Below are 18589 nucleotides of genomic sequence, written 5' to 3'. Positions count from 1 at the left end.
ATGCCATGGGGGCCGATCGGTCAAGTGAACGTTCGAGCGGCGCCCTCTCAGGAACAGGACCCCCCGGTCGAATCGTTGCCCCACACATGAAGGCAATCGTCTACACCGAGACCGGTGCACCCTCCGTCCTGACCGCAGTCGACCGCGACATCGTGGAGCCCGGCGTCGGCGAGGTGCGGGTGCGCCTCGTCGTCGCGGGGGTCAATCCCACCGACTGGAAGTCGCGGACGGGCGCGGGTCCGGGGCAGAAGCCCGCGTTCGACGAGGTGGTTCCGGGCCAGGACGGGGCCGGTGTCGTCGACGCGGTCGGCCCGGAGGTCGAGGGCATCGCCACCGGTGACCGGGTGTGGTTGCTGCTCGCCCAGCACGAGCGCCCCACCGGAACCGCCCAGGAGTTCACCGTCGTCCCGGCGGATCGCGTGGTCCGGCTGCCCGAGAACGCCGACTTCGACCTCGGCGCCTCGCTCGGCGTCCCGGCGGTGACCGCCCATCGCGCGCTCACCGTGTCCGAGGACGGACCGTCCCGTCTCCATCCGGGCGCACTGGACGGCAAGACCGTCCTGGTCGCCGGCGGTGCAGGTGCGGTCGGCCACGCCGCGATCCAACTGGCCCGCTGGGCCGGCGCCACCGTCATCACGACGGTGAGCGGCCCGGAGAAGGCAGGTCTGGCCACCGCAGCCCGTGCGCACCACATCGTCAACTACAAGTCCGGCGACGCTGTGGCTCGCATCCGCGAACTGGCTCCGCACGGTGTGGACATCATCGTCGAGGTGGCTCCCGCCCAGAACGCGGAGCTCGATGCCGCCGTCGCCGCACCCCGCGCGTCGGTCGCGATCTACGCGAACAACGGCGGCGACGCGGTCTCCATCGACATCCGCCCGAGCATGGTCGGCAACATCCGGTACCAGTTCGTGCTGCTGTACACCGTGGGAACCGCCGCTCTCGAGGCCGCGAAGCACGACGTGACCGAGGCTGTTCGGGCCGGTGCACTTCCGGTCGGTGAGTCGCACGGGCTGCCGCTGCACCGCTTTTCTCTCGGTGCCACGGCCGACGCTCATGCCGCCGTCGAGTCCGGGGTGACCGGAAAGGTGCTCATCGACATCAGCGCCCCGTGATCCTTTCGTGTCAACGGTCGAGAGGCCATTGACAAATGGTGTGATCGCGGTCACCATTCCCGGATGATGGTGCGCCGCCTGGCCGGTCTCGCGTTCTTTCTGGCCGTGGTGGCCTTCGTCGGCTTCACCACCGCGGTGTACGCCCGGACATTCGAGTCCGTGGTGACGGTGGAACTGCGCACCGATTCGGTGGGAAACGCGCTGCCACCCGACGCCGACGTCAAGGTGCGGGGAGTCATCGTCGGCCAGGTGCGATCGTCGACCACGGAGAACGGTGTCGTGATCTCCCGCATCGCGCTCGAGGAGGACTCGGCACCGATGATTCCGGCGTCCGTGACGGCGCGTCTGTTGCCCAAGACGCTGTTCGGCGAGCGCTACGTCGCACTCCAGATTCCGCGGGGAGGGACGGGCACTCCCATCGCGGAAGGCGACGTCATCGAGCAGGACACGAGCGGCAACGCCATCGAGGTCGGCCAATTACTGGACAGCCTGCTGCCCTTGCTCGACGCCATTCCCCCGGACAAGTTGGCCACCACTCTGGGCGCGCTGTCGCAGGCCCTCGACGGGCGGGGCGAGGCACTCGGTCGCACCCTCGACCGACTCGACGAGATCGTCACCGGCCTCAGCCGTGAACTGCCCGCGCTGCAGCAGGATTTCGTCGACTTCGCCGCCCTGACGGAGACCTACTCCACCGCGGCTCCGGATCTGCTCGACGCGCTCGACAACCTCACCGTCACGGGCAACACGCTCGTCGAGCGACGTCCCGCCGTCGACACGCTTCTGACGTCGGCGTCCGCATCGTCCGGCAGCACCGCGGACCTGCTCGCGGCGAACGCCGAGTCGATCATCACCATCGCCGACGGCAGCAGAGAGACGTTGGAGTTGCTCGCCGAGTTCTCCCCCACGTTCGGGTGCATGCTGCCCAAGTTCGCGGGCCTGATCGGGGAGGCGAGACGCATTCTGGGAGTGGGTGATCCGTACCCCGGTGCGCGCGCCACCATCAATTTCGTCAACCCGCGCGGCGGCTACCTCCCCAACCAGGACGAACCGCGCCTCTTCGACGACAGGCCGGCCGCCTGCTATCAGGACGTCACCGCACCCGGACGGTTCTTCCCGCAGTACCCGGGCAGTGGACTCAACGACGGGTCGTACCAGGTGCCCTCTCGCAATCCCGGCCCACAGGACATCGAGTACGCATCGCTCCCACAGCAGTCACCCGTTCCGGCCGACGCGTCGTACGCCGGATCGGACGCCGAGCGAGACACGCTGGCCGTCATCTACGGACAGGGCAGCGGCGTCGAGCCCACCGCGGTCCCGTCCTGGACGACGCTGATCGGCGCACCCGCACTCCGCGGCGCCGAGGTGGCGATCCGCTGACGGCAGCAGGTCAATTCCGTTCGATGACCGGCTCCGAGGACCACGGGAACTCGATCCACAGATCGGTCTCCCGCCACGAGAAGTCCGGCGTGATGATGGTGCGGGGCTTGGTGTAGACGACGGCGGACTTCACCTCTGCCGCATGCTCTTTCAGCAAGCCCACGACCAGCGCGAGAGTGCGCCCGGAGTCGGCGACGTCGTCCACGACGAGCAGCTTTTTGCCCACGAGTGCATCGGTGTCGAGCAATGGCGCGAGCACCACCGGATCCGGCAGCGTCTCCTCGACGTCGGTGTAGAACTCGACGTTGAGCGTGCCGGCGGCCTTCACACCCATCGCGTAGGCCAGAGCCCCGGCCGGGATGAGTCCGCCGCGTGCGATCGCGATGACGATGTCCGGCCGGAAGCCACTGTCCACGACGGTGCGTGTGAGCTCACGCGACGCCGTGCCGAACAGGTCCCACGTCAGTGTCTCGCGCATGGGGACTCACGTTACCCGTGCCGGTGCCACCGGATCGGACGAGCGATCACGGCCACTCGATGGTCTCCGCGGCGGCGATGTCGTCGACGACCATGGTCACCACGGCCTCGATCGGTGATCCGATGCGGGCGAGGAGCACGCCCGTGACCGCCGCCGACGCGCGGATCGCAGGCGCCGCGGCCATTCTCGCCACGACCACCTGGCCGTCGTCTCGCCGGTCGTCGGGGTCCTGACTCTCGTCCTCGGCCCTCGACCCGCTCGTCCGACGCTCCGGTTCCGGATGGACCCCCAGGGTGCCGAGCACCACGGCCACGACGTCCGACGGATCCGACCCGGTGTCCTTCGCGGCCGCCTCGCGGACGACGGCGCCCACGTCGTCACCGTCGAGGCCGTCGGGATGAGCAGCCTCGAGGAGCATCCGCAGGATCGCGGCGTAGACGTCCTCGACGCGAACACCGTTCTGCGAGGCCAGTTCCGACACAGTATCGTCGACCGCGTCGGCATCGGACTCTCGCAGCGCCGCGGAGAGTCGGACGATGCCGTCGGCGACATCGCGTGCGGACGCCGGCCAACGCAGCGGCCAGGTGGTGGTGGTCATCGTTCGGGTCCTCTCGTGCTGAGTGCCGTCACGATGTCACGGCCGTCCGACACGGGGCTCTCTCACCGCCGCTCGACGACTCCACGGATGAAGGCCGCCTGGCCGATGTGCTGTAGATCGTCGGACACGACACTGACGAGGCGGACGGCCAGCGTGACCGGCGGATCCCAGTTCTCGTCGATCACCCGGTCGAGGTCTTCTGCCGTGAGGGTGTCGAGGTACTCGACGGTGCGCGCATGAACGGCATCGACGTACCCGGCGAGGAGCTCAGCGTCGACGTCGACCTTGCCCACGTCCTCCGTCGACTGCCCGTACCCGATGGCGTCGTCGTCGAACGGAAGTGCGAAGCGGGCGTTCCATCCGTCCGCGGTGTAGACCTGCTCGCTGCCCGCCACACCCGCGACGTGATCGTCCTGCACCCGCGCGAGATGCCACACCAGCCAGGCGATGGTGTTGGCCTCCGGATCGATGCGGTAGGTCAGCGCCTCCCGATCCAGGCCGTCGAGCGTCGTGTGCACGGTCTCCTTGATGCGGTCGTACGCGTCGATGAGCACGCCTCTGTGGTCCACGGGTGGTCTCCTTCGGTCGGTGGCCCCAGTGTGCCCGCGCCCCCGGACACGGAAACGCCGGACCTCTCTCGCGAGAGGTCAGAGAAGGGCGCCGATGTCAGCCGGGAGTTCGGCCGTCGACGCGGCACTCTCGGTGGCGACACCGTTCGCCACGACGATGCGCGACACCCCGGAATCTGCCAGGACGTACAGGTCACCCGTGGTCGAGAAGACGACGCCCGAGCCGTACCGCGCACTCGGCGTGAGGGTGCGGGAGTACAGCGACGTGCCGTCCGGTCCGGTCAGCGTCAGGGTGTTCCCCGCGACCGACGCGGTGGTCGCGCCACTCGTCGCCGAGCCTCCGTCGGCCACGAACGCGCTCGCCGGTGGGGGCGGTGGGGTGGTGCTCGTCGGCGGCAGCGGCGGGGCTGCCGTCGTCGTCACAGGAGGTGTGGTGGTCGGAGCCGGGGCGACGGTCGTGGTGGTGGTCGAGGTGACCGGGGGCGCGGTTGTCGTGGATGCGGGAACCGGAGTCGTGGTGCCGGCTGCAGGCGTCGTCGATGGTGCCGTTGCCGTCGTCGTCGGTGCGACGCGGGCGGCGGCGAGCGGCGCGGTCGTCGTCGGTGTGACCGTTCCCGGGGTGACGCACGTCGAGATCCCGTTCGATCCCAGCGAGGTGACCGAGATACGGCGCGTCAGAGCGGGAGTCGACACGAATTCTCCGACGCGCGAGTAGAGCGAGACGGTGAAGTTCTGTAACAGGGAGAGGATCTCGGCCGGCGGGTAACTCGACAGGGTGCCGGCCGGCAGATTGACGGTGCGCGACTGACCGAGCAGTGCCTCCGACTGGAACACGAGCCGGTAGCCGTAGAGCGGATCGACGGACGGCCAGGACAGCAGCGCTGCTCGGTTGCTTCCTTGGAGAGAATCGGTGCAGGTGAAGCTCGTCGGCCGGACCATCGTCGCGGCCGTCGGAACGGCCCGCGCCTGCGCTGTGTCGTTCAGGGCTGCCTCGGTACCCTGCGTCGCCGCGAATCCGGGGACCACCACGACCGCCACCAGTGCTGCCGCGACCCCCGGAATGCACCCGATGACGACCAGGCGGGACGGGCGATTCCCTGCGGAGACTTGTCGGCCGTACAACGACGTACAGCAGAGCTGCCGCGGCGAGACCGCCGACGACCCACGCGAACGGTGTGGACAACCAGGACGCTGCGTAGCCCGCGTACTGCACGTGCGCGACGACCCGGTCGACGGAAGACAGGATGTACGGATCGGCGTCCGGTGTGGAGTTGGCGTCACCCTTCAGGATCAGGACGGCGGTCTCCCCCTCGGCGAAGTCGACGCGGTCCACGCGGTGAGTGATGCGCGACCCGTCGGATCGCAGAACGCTGACCACATCTCCGACCTGAACCTCCACCGCGGAAGTCTCCCGCGCGAGCGCCAGCGATCCGGTGGGAATCGACGGTTCCATCGAGCCCGATCGGAAGACCAAGGGTGTCAACGAGAACACGGAGGCGCAGACCGCGAACACGATGCAGAGGGCGCCGAGCACGGCGGCGGCGGTGAGTGCGCGGTCGGCGACCCGGCGCCGCCGATCGGATGTCTCGGAGTGGTCAGGCACTTCCCACCCCCGTCGCAGCGAAGGTGAACGTCACGGTGTTGTTGACACCCTGCAGGGTGTTGGCTGCGTTGATCGACAGATCGAACTGCACACACAGCGACTCGGTCGCGCCGACAGCCAGCGGGCGTGACGTGGTCAGGACGGGCGTCGTACCCCCAGTGCACGTGAGACCGGTCGTGACAGAACTGACGGCGACACCTGTGCCCGCTCTCACCGTGGTGGTCAGGCTGGTACCGAGGCCACCGGTCGACGTCACCGCGGTGGGGGTGTAGGTGAAGGCGATATTACCCGCGTTCCGGACGTTCACGAGCGCCGCAGTCGACCTGCCGGGCAGGATGTTTCCCGCGGGCAGGGTGATCGTGGCGGGCGTAGGTGCGCCCTCTGTTCCGTTGACGGTGATGTCGACCGACCCGGTGAGGAACTGGCCGGACGTCGTCGTCGAGGACGTCGACCACGCGGCGAGGGTCCCGACGGTGCCGAGGCCGAACACCAGGCCGGACGCCAGGATCGCTCGCAGACGAACGCTGGTGGGGGTGCTCACCGAGAACATCACGACGCGTGCCTACCCGTACGTCGTCGGTCCCGCGCTGCCGAGACGAACTGTGCTGCGGCGTAGAGGAACAGCAGTGCAGCGCCGGCACCCACGACGAGGGTGCGCGTCTGACCGGTGAGCCAGTTGTTGACGTAGCCGAGGTAAGGGATGGCATACCAGACTGCGCCGCGAATCTGGCCCGGCTCCACGACATCCGGGTCGGGCTGCGGATTGTTGTCGCCCTGAGTGGTGTAGACCCGAGCGCCGTCCTTGTCCAGACCGGTCGCGATGATGCGGTGTGTCACGACGTCGGGCTCGCCCGAGCGGATCTGGTACGTGATCGATGATCCGACGCTCAGTTGCTCGCTGGGCTTGACGACGACGAGGGTGCCAGGAGGGTAGGTGGGTTCCATCGACTGGGTGAGGATCGTGTACGGCTGCGCCCCGGCAACCTTCGGCACGACCACGGCGGCGAGTAGTACACCCACCACGCCGATCAGCAGCACCCAGGACAGAACGGTGCCGATCCACCACAACGGACCGGTGCGGCGCTCGGTCGCGTCCTCGTGTGTCGTCATCGTGTCTGCTCCACTGCGAAGGCGAAGCGGTGGGTGTAGGCCACCGCGCTGGTCGACGTGACCTGAGTGAGAGTCGTTCTGATACACCAGGTCTGACTCGCACCCTTGGCAAGGCTCTGCCACAACGGGGCAACCGCGGTGGTCGGAGCGGACGTCGACAAGGTTCCGAAGGCCGTCCCCATCGGAGTGGTCGCGGAGCACGTGGCGCCAGACGACAGCACCGCGCCGGCGAGGGACACCGTCGCGGCGGCGTTCGCCGTGGAGACGGCCGGGCCCGCAGCGGACAACCGGAAGCGTAGCGGGGTGTCACCGGTGTTGGTGATCACCAGCGGCGCCTGCACCGCCTCGTTCAGAGCCACCGGGTTCTTGGTCAGTTCGCTGAACACGTAGTCCGACCCGGACGGCGATCCGGCGGCCAGTGACAACGTTCCGGTCCGAACGGTCGCACCGGCCACCGTCACGTCGTCACGCCAGAGCGCCCCGGTGCTCTGCACCGAGCCGAACACCAGGGCGGCGGCCCCCACGACCGCCGCCCCGAGCCACATTTTCCGCGGCACGTCAGTTCACCTCGCTGGATAGGTGTTCGGAATCAGGCAGATCGGCGCGTCAGGGAGCAGTCGTGCGGGCGGCCTGCTGCAGGTTGATCCGAAAGGCGGACAGGTTCACCGAGTCCTCGGTTCCCACCTGGTTCGGCGTCGTCTCGACGAACGTGACGGTCACCGTGACATCGACGAGGCGGTTGTTGTCCGCCTCCGTGATCTGGTTGTTGGCGAGGGGGGTGCCGTTGTACGTGCTGACCAACGAGACCGGGGTGTTCGTCGGGGTCAGTTCGCCAGTGCGCTGGATGCTCTGAGCATCCGCGGCGATGGTCGCACGAAGATTCTCGCCGTCCGCGAGTACTCGGTACTGCGCCTTGTACTGGAGGACGTCGCCCGGAACCATCCGGAACGTGGTGATGTCGAGGGGGCCCGGCGTCTTGACCGGTCCCGGCGAGACGTCGGTCCACACACCTGCGGCGACCGGCGAGATGTCCAGGTTGCCCGCCGTGATGGTGCCGCCCTGGACGGTCTCGGCGTCACTCCACAGCGCGTAGCTTCCCGCGCCACCGAGCAGGAGGATACCGGCGGCACCCGCAGCGAGGGCACCCTTCGTGGTCTTGTTCATGGGGTTCACTTCCGTCGTGTCCTCCACGCCGGAGGTCGGCGCGGTTCAACCATTGCTTCGATAGCTGATTACCCATTCGTTACATGTCCCAAAGCGGATGGGGGATCCGGGAAGCTACTTGGGACGTAACTCAAAACCGTTCGCGCCCGGGGAGTTACACCGTGCGCGGCCCGGCGAAATGGCCCCAGCCAGCCATTATTAGCCATTGCTGCGCCATTGTGTAAGAGCGGTTCCAGTACGCAATACCGGCCAATCCCGGATGCCGATACTGGAATGGTGGGTCACACAAATCTTTCACCCTGTTTCTCGGATCGCGGTTTCGGGCACTCCACGGCCACCATCCACTCGCTCGAAGGACTCCCATGACCCATGACACGGCCACACCTCGGCAGCGCACCGAGCCCGCATCGTCGGGCCAGGTTCTCCTGGTCGTCGTCAGCGCGATCATCGCCGTGGTCGGAGGATTTCTGGGCTCCGGCGCCGTGGTCGGCACACCGATCGCCGAAGCAGCCGACGGCGCCCTCAGCGCGACCGCCACCCTGGTCGCCCCGGCGGGGCCCGCATTCTCCATCTGGTCGGTCATCTACCTCGGACTGATCGCCTACGCGGTGTGGCAGGCACTGCCCGCCCAGCGCCGGTCCGAGCGGCAACGAGCACTCCGCGTACCCATCGCCGTGACGATGCTGCTCAATGCCGCGTGGATCACCGTGGTGCAGTTCGGGCAGGTACTTCTGAGCGTCGTCGTGATCGTCGCGCTGCTCGCGAGCCTGGCGTTCGTGTTCGCTCGGCTGATCGCGGCACCGCGGACCACCGCCGTCGACACGCTGATCACCGATGGGACGATGGGCCTCTACCTCGGGTGGGTAGCGATCGCGACGGTCGCGAACGTCAGCGCATGGCTCGCGTCGACGGGCGTCGAGTCGGCGGCCACCCTGTGGGCCGTTCTCGTTCTCGTCGTCGCGGCGCTCGTCGGACTGTTCCTGGCCACCGTCTCCGCCGGACGGATCGCGCCCGCACTGTCTCTCGCGTGGGGACTCGGGTGGGTCGCGCAGGGGCGCCTGTCCGGCGAGGTCCTGAACACCACCGTCGGGTGGACTGCCGCGACGGCGGCAGTCGTCGTTCTCGTGGGCACGGTCGCCGTGCGAGTGCGCTCCCGCTGACGTTCCGTGTTCCCGCGGCCGCTGCAACCACCACGGGAACACACAACGCCCGCGGGAACCGAGGCGTCACCCCTGTCGATACCGACAGTGCATCGCTGCAGTGCAATTTTGACTTGGACTTGTATGACACCGCGCCTTAGCGTCGTCTGTACAACCACGCACTGCGAGAAGGGCTGATGCACTGATGACTGCAACGGTGACGACGACCGCTCCTCTGACCGGGGAGCTGATCATCGCCGGGTCCACCGTCCCCGGCACCGGCACGACCGTCCACGGCATCGATCCGTCCACCGGCGCGGATCTCGAGCCCGCCTACCGGCACGGCACGATGGCCGACGTCGACGCGGCCTGCGCGGCGGCGGACGAGGCCTTCGACGCCTACCGCTCCACCACGTCCGAGGCACGCGCCGACTTCCTCGACGCCATCGCCGACAACATCGAGGCGCTGGGCGAGACGCTCATCGAGCGCGCGGTGGCCGAGTCCGGCCTGCCCGTCGGTCGGATCACCGGTGAGGTCGGCCGCACCAGCGGACAGCTCCGCCTGTTCGCCTCGGTGCTCCGCGAGGGCAGCTGGAACGGTGCCCGCATCGACCCCGCACAGCCGGATCGCGCACCCCTTCCCCGCGCCGACATCCGCCAGCGCAAGGTCTCACTCGGACCGGTGGTCGTGTTCGGCGCCAGCAACTTCCCGCTCGCCTTCTCCGTCGGCGGCGGCGACACCGCATCGGCACTCGCCGCCGGATGCCCCGTCATCGTCAAGGCCCACGACGCCCACCCGGGTACGTCCGAGTACGTCGGCCGCGCGATCACCGAGGCCGCCGCGTCGACCGGCATGCCGGCAGGAGTGTTCTCGCTCGTCTACGGCGACGGCCGCACCATCGGCACCGCTCTGGTCACCGACCCGCGCGTCAAGGCCGTCGGCTTCACCGGATCCCGTTCCGGCGGCACCGCTCTGGTACGCGCCGCAGCCGGTCGACCGGAACCGATCCCGGTGTACGCCGAGATGAGCTCCATCAACCCGGTGTTCCTGTTCCCGCACGCCCTCGAGACGCGGGCCGCAGATCTGGGCCGCGCCTTCGTCGCCTCCCTGACGCTCGGCTCCGGACAGTTCTGCACCAATCCCGGCCTCGTCATCGCGCAGGACGGACCGGAACTCGACGCCTTCGTCGCGGCCGCTGCGGACGCCGTCGCGGCCAGCACCCCGACCACCATGCTGACGCCGAACATCGCCGACAGCTACGGCAAGGGTGTCGACGCGCTGAGCGCCGCCGCAGACGAGGTCGCCCGCGGCACCGTCACCGACGCACCCAACGCCGGCCGCGCGGCACTCTTCAGCACCGACGCCGCGACGTTCCTCGACCGAGACGTGTTGCAGGCCGAAGTGTTCGGCGCATCCGCGCTCGTCGTCCGCTGCACCTCGGCCGAGCAGGTCGCCGCCGTGGCCCGCGCTCTCGAAGGTCAGCTCACCGCGACGATCCACGCCGACGCCGCCGATCACGCCCACGCCGGACGCCTGCTCCGCGTCCTCGAGCTGAAGGCCGGACGCATCCTCTTCGACGGGTGGCCCACGGGCGTCGAGGTGGGCCACGCGATGGTCCACGGCGGCCCTTACCCGGCGACGTCCGACTCACGCTCGACTTCGGTCGGCTCGCTCGCCATCGAGCGGTTCCTGCGCCCTGTCGCGTACCAGGACGTTCCCGCCGCGCTGCTCCCCAGCGCCATCGCCGACGGCAACCCCGACGGCATCTGGCGGCGTGTCGACGGCCAACTCTCCCGCGACTGACCCCGCCACTCACCTTCCTGCACCACACCGGCCGGCCTCTGGCCTTCCCGCACCACACCGGCCGGCCTCCGGCCTTCCCGCACCACCCCGGCCGGCCTCCGGCCTTCCCGCACCACACCCTCGTACACCAGGAGATCTCATGCTCGACGGCGTCCTCTTCTTCCCTGTCACCCCCTTCACCGACTCCGGCGAGGTGGACCACGCACTTCTCGCCGAGCACATCGCGAAGGGTGTCGACGCGGGCCCCGGCGGTGTCTTCATCGCCTGCGGCACCGGTGAGTTCCACGCTCTCGAGGCCGTCGAGTTCGGCGAGATCGTCGCCACCGCGGTGCGTACCGTCGCCGGCCGCGTCCCGGTCTACGCGGGCGCGGGTGGTTCGGTGGCCCAGGCGAAGATCTTCGCCCGATCCGCTCGTGACAACGGTGCCGACGGCATCCTGCTGCTCCCGCCCTACCTGGTGACCATGCCGCAGGCCGGCCTGGTCGAGTACACCCGCGAGGTCACCTCCGTCACCGACCTGCCGGTGATCGTCTACAACCGCGGCAACGCGCGCTACGACGAGGCGTCCGCCGTCGAGGTCGCCCACTTCCCCACCGTCGTCGGATTCAAGGACGGCACAGGCGATCTGGATCGCGTCTCGCGTATCGTGCGTGCGGTCGAGGACTCCCTGGCGCCCACCGGCAAGGCGTTCCAGTTCTTCAACGGACTGCCCACGGCCGAGGTCTCGCAGCAGGCCTACCGCGCCATCGGCGTCACGCTCTACTCGTCGGCCACGTTCGCCTTCGCCCCGGAGCTGGCCCTGGCGTTCTACACCTCGCTCGAGAACGACGACGTCACGCTCACCGACGCCCTGCTGCGCGAGTTCTTCCACCCACTCGTGCGTCTGCGCGACTCGGTACCCGGCTACGCCGTCTCCCTGATCAAGGCGGGCGTCACGCTCGAAGGTGTTGCCGCCGGCCCCGTTCGGGCACCGCTGATCGACGCCGCCCCCGCGGACGTGGAGGCGCTCACCGCGATCATCGCGGCCGGCCGCGCCGTGCTCGCCGACTCCCTCGCAGCCGACTCGGTCACCAAGGAGGCCGTGCACTCGTGAGCGCCCGGATCACCTCCGTCACCGTCACCCCCGTCGCCTTCGCCGACCCGCCGCTGCTCAACACCGTCGGAGTCCATCAGCCGTTCGCTCTGCGCGCGATCGTGCAGATCCGGACCGACGACGGCGCCGTGGGTCTGGGCGAGACCTACGCCGACACCGCGCATCTCGTTCGCCTGAACGCTGCTGCCGAGGCCATGGTCGGGGTGGACGTCTTCGCACTCCACACGCTGCGCGCCGTCGTGGACGAGTGCCTGGGTGGCCTGACGGTGACGGGTGGTGACGGGGTGGCCGGCATGATCACGACGGCCAGCACCACCGATCGGGTGTTCTCGCCGTTCGAGGTGGCGTGCCTCGACATCCAGGGCAAGATCCTCGGGCGGCCCGTCTCCGATCTTCTCGGTGGCCTGGTGCGCACGGCCGTACCGTTCAGTGCCTATCTCTTCTACAAGTGGGCCGGGCACCCCGGCTCCGCGGACGACGAGTGGGGTGCCGCGCTCGATCCCGAGGGCATCGTCGCGCAGGCCCGACGGATGATCGACCGGTACGGCTTCGGCGCGATCAAGCTCAAGGGCGGGGTGTTCCCACCCGAGCAGGAGATCGCCGCGATGCACGCGCTGCGCGAGGCGTTTCCCGATCTCCCACTGCGGCTGGATCCCAACGCGGCGTGGACCGTCGACACGTCCCTCGAGGTCGCGTCGGCCCTGACCGGTGTCGTCGAGTATCTCGAGGACCCCACACCGGGCCTGGACGGAATGTCGGAGGTGGCCCGCAAGGCCGCCATGCCGCTGGCGACCAACATGTGTGTCGTGGCGTTCGATCAGCTCGAGCCGTCGGTCCGACGCGACTCGGTCGGGGTCGTGCTGTCCGATCACCACTACTGGGGTGGACTGCAACGCTCACGGCTGCTCGCCGGCATCTGCGACACCTTCGGACTCGGCCTGTCGATGCACTCGAACTCCCATCTCGGCATCTCGCTCGCCGCGATGGTGCACCTCGCCGGCGCCACGCCGAATCTCACGTACGCCTGCGACACACACTGGCCGTGGAAGACCGAGGACGTCGTGGTCCCGGGCGTTCTGCGCATCGAGAACGGCGCCGTCGCGGTACCCACGGGACCGGGGCTGGGCGTCGAACTCGACGAGGACGCGCTGGCGAGGCTGCACCAGCAGTACCTCGACTGCGGGATCAGGGACCGTGACGACACCGGCTACCGGCAGAGTCTCGAACCCGACTTCGTCAACTCCTCGCCGCGATGGTGACCGGCCGTTCACACGGTCGGCTATCTTGAGCCGATGTTCTCGCTCTCGCGCCTGACGTGCTTCATCGCCGTCGCGGAAGAGCTGCACTTCGGCCGAGCCGCAGAGCGGCTCCACATGACCCAGCCCCCGCTCAGCAGGCAGATCCAGCAGCTCGAGAGTGAACTGGGCGTGCAGCTGATCGATCGGACGTCACGCTCGGTGACCCTCACGGCCGCCGGCGTGGCGTTCCTGCCCGACGCCCGCCGGATAGTCCGCTTGGCCGAGAGCGCCGCACTGACCGTCAAGCGTGTCCCCGCCGGTGATCTGGGCACCGTCGTCATCGGCTTCACTGCGGCGTCCGCGCACGCCGTCCTGCCTCGGCTGCTCTCGGACGTGCGCGCGGCTCTCCCGGACGTCGAACTGGTGCTGCGGGAGATGGTGTCGTCGATTCAGATCGACGCCCTCGCGAGCGGTGAACTGGATCTCGGTCTGGTCCGTCCCACCGTCACGCGACCGGGAATCCTGACGCGGCCCATCCACCGCGAGGCACTCGTCGCTGCGCTTCCCGAGGGGCACGAACTCCTCGACGTGGAGCGTCTGAGCGTGACGCACTTCGACGATCAACCCGTGATCATGTACTCGCCGGTGGATGCCCGCTACTTCCACGAGCTCCTCATCAGCACTTTCACCGTCGCCGGGGTCACGCCTCGATACGTGCAGTACGTGACGCAGGTGCACACCATGTTGATGCTCGTCAGCTCCGGCCTGGGCTGCGCACTGGTGCCGGCCTCGGCACGCACGATGCACACCGAGGGCGTCGTGTTCCGCGAGATCCGTTCCAGCACCGAGGAACCCGTGCGACTGAACGCCGCATGGCGTCACGACGCCGCCAACCCCGCCCTGCACCGTGTGCTGACGGACGTGAAGGCCGTGACCTCACTGCAGTGAGATCACGGCCGGCGGCTGCTGCGTCCGCGAATTAGTGCGCGACCTCGACCGGCGGCTTGACGGCCACGACCGGGCAGTGTGCGTCGAGCAGGACACGCTGAGACAGGCTGCCGAGCAACAGCTTTCCGACGGGTGAGCGGCGACGCACGCCGATGACGAGGAGCTCGACGTCCGGCTCGTAGGACATGTCGACGAGGTTGTCGGCGTGCGAGCGGCCGGGTACCGGTTCCGCCACCCGTGCCGCCACGCCGTCGGCGCCGGAGTCGGTGCGGGCAGCCATGATCAGCTCGTCGACCGCACTGCGATCACCGTCGACCACGACGGTGACGTCGGTACCGCGCATCTTGGCCTCGCGGAACGCGAACGGCAGTGCGTTGCGATCCTCGACGGTGTCCGCGTATCCCACGACGACGCTCATCGGGTCTCCTTCTGATCGGGCTGGAAGACCGGCGTCACGAGCGTGCCGTCGGCGAGGAACGAGTTCAGGTTCTCGAGGGTGAGTGCTTCCATCGCGGCGCGAGTCTGCACCGTGGCACTTCCGACGTGGGGAAGCAGCACCACGGTGTCGAGGGCGCGAAGCGCGTCCGGCACCTCGGGTTCGTGGGCGAAGACGTCGAGCCCGGCGCCGGCCAACCGTCCGCTCTGCAGCGCCTCGACGAGGGCGTCCTCGTCCACGACGCTGCCGCGAGCCACGTTGATCAGGAAGCCGTCCGGCCCCAGTGCGTCCAACGTCTCCCTGTCGACGAGCTGCTGCGTCTCCGGTCCGCCGGCTGCGGCCACGACCAGAACGTCCACTGCCGCAGCGAGTTCCCGCGGAGACGAGTGGTACCGGTACGGACTCGACTCGACGACGTTGCGGTTGTGGTAGCCGATGGTGCAGCCGAAGGCCTCGAGGCGGTGCGCGATGGCGCCGCCGATGCGCCCGAGACCGAGGATGCCGACCCGAGATCCGCTGACCTGCCGCGCCAACGGCGGCATGGGCTTGGTGGTCCACTCGCCCGCGCGCACGTAGCGGTCGGCGGCGGAGAAGCCGCGGAGGGTGTCGATGAGCAGCCCGAGGGCGGTGTCGGCGACGGCGTCGGTGAGGACGTCCGGAGTGTTGCTGACACCGATCCCGCGGCGGCGGGCCTCCTCGGCATCGGTGCCGTCGTACCCGACTCCGAAGTGGACGATCGCGCGCAGCGCGGGCAGGCGGTCCATGAGGTCCGCCTTGACGCCGACACGGCCGGACGTCACGACGGCGACGATCTCGTCGGCGTGCCGGCCGAGCACTTCGTCGCGATCGTCGTCCGGCAGCACCAGCGCGCCGCCGGCCTCGAGTGTCTCCATGAGCGAAGGCTTGAGTCCGCCGACCCGGAGAACGCGCGAAAATCGCTGCGCCTCATCGGGACTCGATGCCGATCCGTTCGAGCTCGGCGTTCCACCGTCGGTCATGCCGCCTCCTTCACCGTGCGACGGCCACCGGGAGCGACGGCCATCGTCTGCGGTGATCGTATGTCGGCCGACGAATACCGGTCCAACACGCAATTAGCATGGATCCATACTCTTCCGGTATTGATATCGTGTCTTCTCGTGACGCAGCAGGTCAGAGCCTCGGCAGTGTGATGCGGACCGCTCGACGCCGTCACGGCGAGCCCGAAATCGGCCCCGAACTGCGATTTCCCGGCCGATCGTCTGTTGACGGTCACTCCCCCCACTCCTACCGTGTGTCTACCGTCACAGGCGGTCCATCGGCTCCACTCGGCGTGCGTCGTCAGCCCCGACACCTCGCACCCGGTGTAGCCCCCTCAGCTTGGAGGAATCCATGAGATCCACCCGCGCCACATCCCTGGTGTCGGTGATCGCCGCGTCCGCACTCCTCACCGGATGCACCGTCGCGAACTCGGACAGCGGAGACGCCGCGAGTCCCGACACCGTCCGGATCGTGCTGCCGCAGGAACCACCGACCCTGGAGCCGTGCGATGTCTCGCTGACGGCCATCGGCGTGGTCACGCGGTCCAACATCACCGAACCCATGATCGAGCGTGACCCCACCACGGGTGACCTCGAACCGAAGCTCGCCACGTCGTGGGAGCGCACGTCGGACACCGAGTGGACGATCCGCCTGCGCGACGACGTCACCTTCAGCGACGGCACACCGTTCGACGCCGAGGACGCCGCCGTGTCGGTCGATCGCGCCGTGAACTCCGATCTGGCCTGCAACGTCGAGGGATACGTCTTCGGCGACGACGACCTCACCGTCCGCGCCGTGGATCCGACGACGTTGACCGTCGCCTCGCCGACTCCCGATCCGATTCTGCCGCTTCGGCTCTCGTTCATCGAGATGGTCAAGAGCGAGGTCGGTAGCGCCGAGCGAACCCGCGAGCCGATCGGTACCGGCCCGTACCGCATCGACTCGTGGGACTACGGCCAGCGACTCTCCCTGGTGCGCAACGACACCTACTGGGGCGACGCACCGGAATTCACGCGGGCCGTCTACCAGTGGCGTACCGAGGGCAGCGTCCGCGCCGCCATGGTCACCAACGGCGAGGCGGACATCGCGACCGGCCTCGGCCCCGAGGACGGAGCCGGCGACCTCGGTGTCGCCTTCCCGAACAACGAGACCACCGCCTTGCGGATGCAGGCCACCACACCGCCACTCGACGATCAGCGCGTGCGCGAGGCCATCAACTACGCCATCAACCGTGCGGGCATCGTCAAGGCACTGTTCCGCGGAATGGGAGCGCCCGCTGCGCAACTCATCGCGGACGGCGTCGTCGGCTACAACGACGAGCTCACCCCGTGGCCGTACGACATGGAGAAGGGCAAGGCCCTCATCGACGAGGCTCGCGCCGACGGTGTTCCCGTCGACACCGAGATCCGCCTCATCGGCCGCACCGGGCAGTTCCCGAAGATCAACGAGACCGTCGAGGTCATCCAGAACGCGCTGGCCGGCATCGGCCTGAACGTGAAGATCGAGATGAAGGACACGGCGGCCACCGCCGAGTTCCAGGAACGGCCGTTCCCGAACGTCGGGCCCTACCTGCTGGTGATCCAGCACGGCAATCAGGCCGGCGACGCCGCGTTCACGATGGATCAGTACATGCGCAGCGACGGCTTCCAGAGCTCCTACGGCACAACCGACTTCGACGAGGGAATCGACGAGGCCGAATCGCTGACCGACGAGGAGCGACAGACCGCGTTCGCCGATCTCTTCGCCCGTGAACCCGAGGAGATCACGCAGATGGCGTACATCGCGCACATGAACGGTGTGTTGGCCAAGGACCCGCGCATCGACTACACCCCCGATTCCGCCACCGTCGACGAGATGCGACTGGCCGAGATGACCCGGAGTTCCGATGCGACCGACTGATCACGACCCCGACCAGCAGCCCACCTCGATCGAGAGGCCGACCAGCCCCTCCTCCGGAAGGGAGTGACCGCCATGTTCGCCTTTCTGCGACGCCGCGTCTACACCAGCCTCGTCCCACTCCTGGTCGTCCTCATCGGCGTCTTCTTCCTCGCTCGTCTGACCGGTGATCCGACCAGCCTCTACCTTCCCGAGTCGGCGACACCCGCCCAGCGCGAGGCGTTCGCCGCCCAGAACGGCTTCGACCAGTCCGTGTGGACACAGATGGCCGACTACTTCGGCGGCGTGCTGCACCTCGACTTCGGTGAGTCGCTCCGGACGGGCGAAGCCGCGTCCACCATGGCGTTGCGCGCCTTCCCCGCCACCCTGCAGCTCGCGTTCGTCACGATGCTCCTCGCCGTGATCGGTTCGATCGTCATCGGCTGCTGGGCCGCGTACCGTCCCAACTCTCTCGCCGACCGGTTCTCGAGCCTGCTGTCCATGACGGCCGCGAGCATCCCCGACTTCTGGTTCGCCATCACCGGCGTCTGGATCTTCGCCGTGGTGCTCGGTGTCCTGCCGACCTCCGGCACCGGGGGCGCCGTCGCATGGGTGCTCCCCATCGCGACACTGCTCATCCGTCCGCTCGGCGTGCTCACCCAGGTGGTCCGCGGCGCGATGGTCTCCGCCCTCTCCGCCCCGTACGTCCGCCTCGCTCGCAGCAAGGGTGCCGGCGACCTGCGCGTCGTCACCCACCATGCGCTGCGCAACGCCGCGGCACCCGCGCTGACCGTCGCCGGCGACCTCACCGTCGGCCTGGTGAACGGCGCCGTCGTGGTCGAGGCCATCTTCGGGTGGCCCGGCATCGGCAAGTTGATGATCGACGCGATCCTGCAGCGCGACTTCGCCGTCCTCCAAGCAGCCGTCCTCCTGACGGCCGTCAGCATCTTCGTTCTGAACATCGTGATCGACGCGTGCTACGCGCTGCTCGACGCACGGGTTCGCGACAAGGCCAAGGTCTGAGA

General features: G+C 68.5%; 19 protein-coding genes and 1 pseudogene. 9 read left to right on the top strand and 11 right to left on the bottom strand.

What is annotated here, in order from left to right:
• Window positions 1-86: 86 nt before the first annotated feature.
• Window positions 87-1115, top strand: coding sequence for an NADPH:quinone reductase (locus QE449_RS05010; protein WP_056441992.1), 1029 nt, complete (start codon window positions 87-89; stop codon window positions 1113-1115).
• A gap of 66 nt (window positions 1116-1181) precedes the next feature.
• A complete protein-coding gene (locus QE449_RS05005) occupies window positions 1182-2492 on the top strand; it encodes an MCE family protein (RefSeq protein ID WP_307109680.1) in 1311 nt (436 codons plus the stop codon).
• Between the two features lie 10 nt (window positions 2493-2502).
• On the opposite strand, the gene QE449_RS05000 is transcribed toward QE449_RS05005, so the two are convergent.
• The 9 genes and pseudogenes from QE449_RS05000 to QE449_RS04965 form a co-directional block, all read right to left on the bottom strand.
• On the bottom strand, window positions 2503-2970 hold the full coding sequence (locus QE449_RS05000; protein ID WP_222632966.1) for a phosphoribosyltransferase: 468 nt from the start codon (window positions 2968-2970) through the stop codon (window positions 2503-2505).
• 46 nt (window positions 2971-3016) lie between these two features.
• Window positions 3017-3568, bottom strand: coding sequence for a hypothetical protein (locus QE449_RS04995; protein ID WP_307108327.1), 552 nt, complete (start codon window positions 3566-3568; stop codon window positions 3017-3019).
• A 62-nt stretch (window positions 3569-3630) separates the two neighbouring features.
• Entirely contained in the window at window positions 3631-4137 is a 507-nt protein-coding gene (locus tag QE449_RS04990; RefSeq protein ID WP_307108326.1) for a DUF664 domain-containing protein, read from the bottom strand.
• A gap of 78 nt (window positions 4138-4215) precedes the next feature.
• The gene (locus QE449_RS04985) at window positions 4216-5259 is read right to left on the bottom strand and encodes a hypothetical protein (protein WP_307108325.1); all 1044 of its coding nucleotides are present in this window, start codon (window positions 5257-5259) and stop codon (window positions 4216-4218) included.
• A 64-nt stretch (window positions 5260-5323) separates the two neighbouring features.
• A pseudogene (locus tag QE449_RS21420) lies at window positions 5324-5650 on the bottom strand (signal peptidase I); the annotation flags it as partial.
• Between the two features lie 82 nt (window positions 5651-5732).
• Window positions 5733-6281, bottom strand: coding sequence for a hypothetical protein (locus QE449_RS04980; protein WP_155956947.1), 549 nt, complete (start codon window positions 6279-6281; stop codon window positions 5733-5735).
• Between the two features lie 8 nt (window positions 6282-6289).
• The gene (locus tag QE449_RS04975; protein WP_307108324.1) at window positions 6290-6850 is read right to left on the bottom strand and encodes a signal peptidase I; all 561 of its coding nucleotides are present in this window, start codon (window positions 6848-6850) and stop codon (window positions 6290-6292) included.
• Window positions 6847-7407 carry a hypothetical protein gene (locus QE449_RS04970; protein WP_027504719.1) on the bottom strand — a complete coding sequence of 187 codons (561 nt, stop codon included), beginning with the start codon at window positions 7405-7407 and terminating at the stop codon, window positions 6847-6849. The genes QE449_RS04975 and QE449_RS04970 overlap by 4 nt, the downstream gene beginning before the upstream one ends.
• Window positions 7408-7456: 49 nt before the next feature.
• Window positions 7457-8014: an alternate-type signal peptide domain-containing protein gene (locus tag QE449_RS04965; RefSeq protein WP_027504718.1), complete on the bottom strand. Its 558-nt coding sequence runs from the start codon at window positions 8012-8014 to the stop codon at window positions 7457-7459.
• Between the two features lie 362 nt (window positions 8015-8376).
• On the opposite strand from QE449_RS04965, the gene QE449_RS04960 reads away from it, so the two are divergent.
• The 5 genes from QE449_RS04960 (at window position 8377) to QE449_RS04940 (ending at window position 14236) form a co-directional block, all read left to right on the top strand.
• Window positions 8377-9174, top strand: coding sequence for a TspO/MBR family protein (locus tag QE449_RS04960; protein WP_051613111.1), 798 nt, complete (start codon window positions 8377-8379; stop codon window positions 9172-9174).
• Window positions 9175-9358: 184 nt separating this feature from the next.
• Window positions 9359-10957 carry an aldehyde dehydrogenase (NADP(+)) gene (locus QE449_RS04955; protein ID WP_307108323.1) on the top strand — a complete coding sequence of 533 codons (1599 nt, stop codon included), beginning with the start codon at window positions 9359-9361 and terminating at the stop codon, window positions 10955-10957.
• A 139-nt stretch (window positions 10958-11096) separates the two neighbouring features.
• The gene (locus tag QE449_RS04950; RefSeq protein ID WP_222631604.1) at window positions 11097-12050 is read left to right on the top strand and encodes a 5-dehydro-4-deoxyglucarate dehydratase; all 954 of its coding nucleotides are present in this window, start codon (window positions 11097-11099) and stop codon (window positions 12048-12050) included.
• On the top strand, window positions 12047-13309 hold the full coding sequence (locus QE449_RS04945; protein WP_056441958.1) for a glucarate dehydratase family protein: 1263 nt from the start codon (window positions 12047-12049) through the stop codon (window positions 13307-13309). The genes QE449_RS04950 and QE449_RS04945 overlap by 4 nt, the downstream gene beginning before the upstream one ends.
• Before the next feature lie 33 nt (window positions 13310-13342).
• The gene (locus tag QE449_RS04940; RefSeq protein ID WP_027504713.1) at window positions 13343-14236 is read left to right on the top strand and encodes a LysR substrate-binding domain-containing protein; all 894 of its coding nucleotides are present in this window, start codon (window positions 13343-13345) and stop codon (window positions 14234-14236) included.
• A gap of 31 nt (window positions 14237-14267) precedes the next feature.
• On the opposite strand, the gene QE449_RS04935 is transcribed toward QE449_RS04940, so the two are convergent.
• Together QE449_RS04935 and QE449_RS04930 are read right to left on the bottom strand one after the other, a co-directional pair.
• Window positions 14268-14654, bottom strand: a complete 387-nt coding sequence (locus QE449_RS04935; RefSeq protein WP_027504712.1) for a universal stress protein — start codon at window positions 14652-14654, stop codon at window positions 14268-14270.
• Window positions 14651-15670 carry a 2-hydroxyacid dehydrogenase gene (locus QE449_RS04930; RefSeq protein ID WP_307108322.1) on the bottom strand — a complete coding sequence of 340 codons (1020 nt, stop codon included), beginning with the start codon at window positions 15668-15670 and terminating at the stop codon, window positions 14651-14653. The genes QE449_RS04935 and QE449_RS04930 overlap by 4 nt, the downstream gene beginning before the upstream one ends.
• A 370-nt stretch (window positions 15671-16040) precedes the next feature.
• Between QE449_RS04930 and QE449_RS04925 the strand changes: the two genes are divergently transcribed.
• Complete coding sequence (locus QE449_RS04925; protein WP_222631613.1) at window positions 16041-17588, top strand: ABC transporter substrate-binding protein; 1548 nt, start codon at window positions 16041-16043, stop codon at window positions 17586-17588.
• Between the two features lie 72 nt (window positions 17589-17660).
• The gene (locus QE449_RS04920; RefSeq protein ID WP_027504709.1) at window positions 17661-18587 is read left to right on the top strand and encodes an ABC transporter permease; all 927 of its coding nucleotides are present in this window, start codon (window positions 17661-17663) and stop codon (window positions 18585-18587) included.
• The last annotated feature ends 2 nt before the right edge of the window (window positions 18588-18589 follow it).

The sequence above is a fragment of the Rhodococcus sp. SORGH_AS_0303 genome, from assembly GCF_030819335.1.
In the GTDB taxonomy this organism is placed as follows: domain Bacteria; phylum Actinomycetota; class Actinomycetes; order Mycobacteriales; family Mycobacteriaceae; genus Rhodococcoides.
Note: the sequence above shows the minus strand (reverse complement) of the source record. Positions and strands in the feature narration are given on the sequence as shown.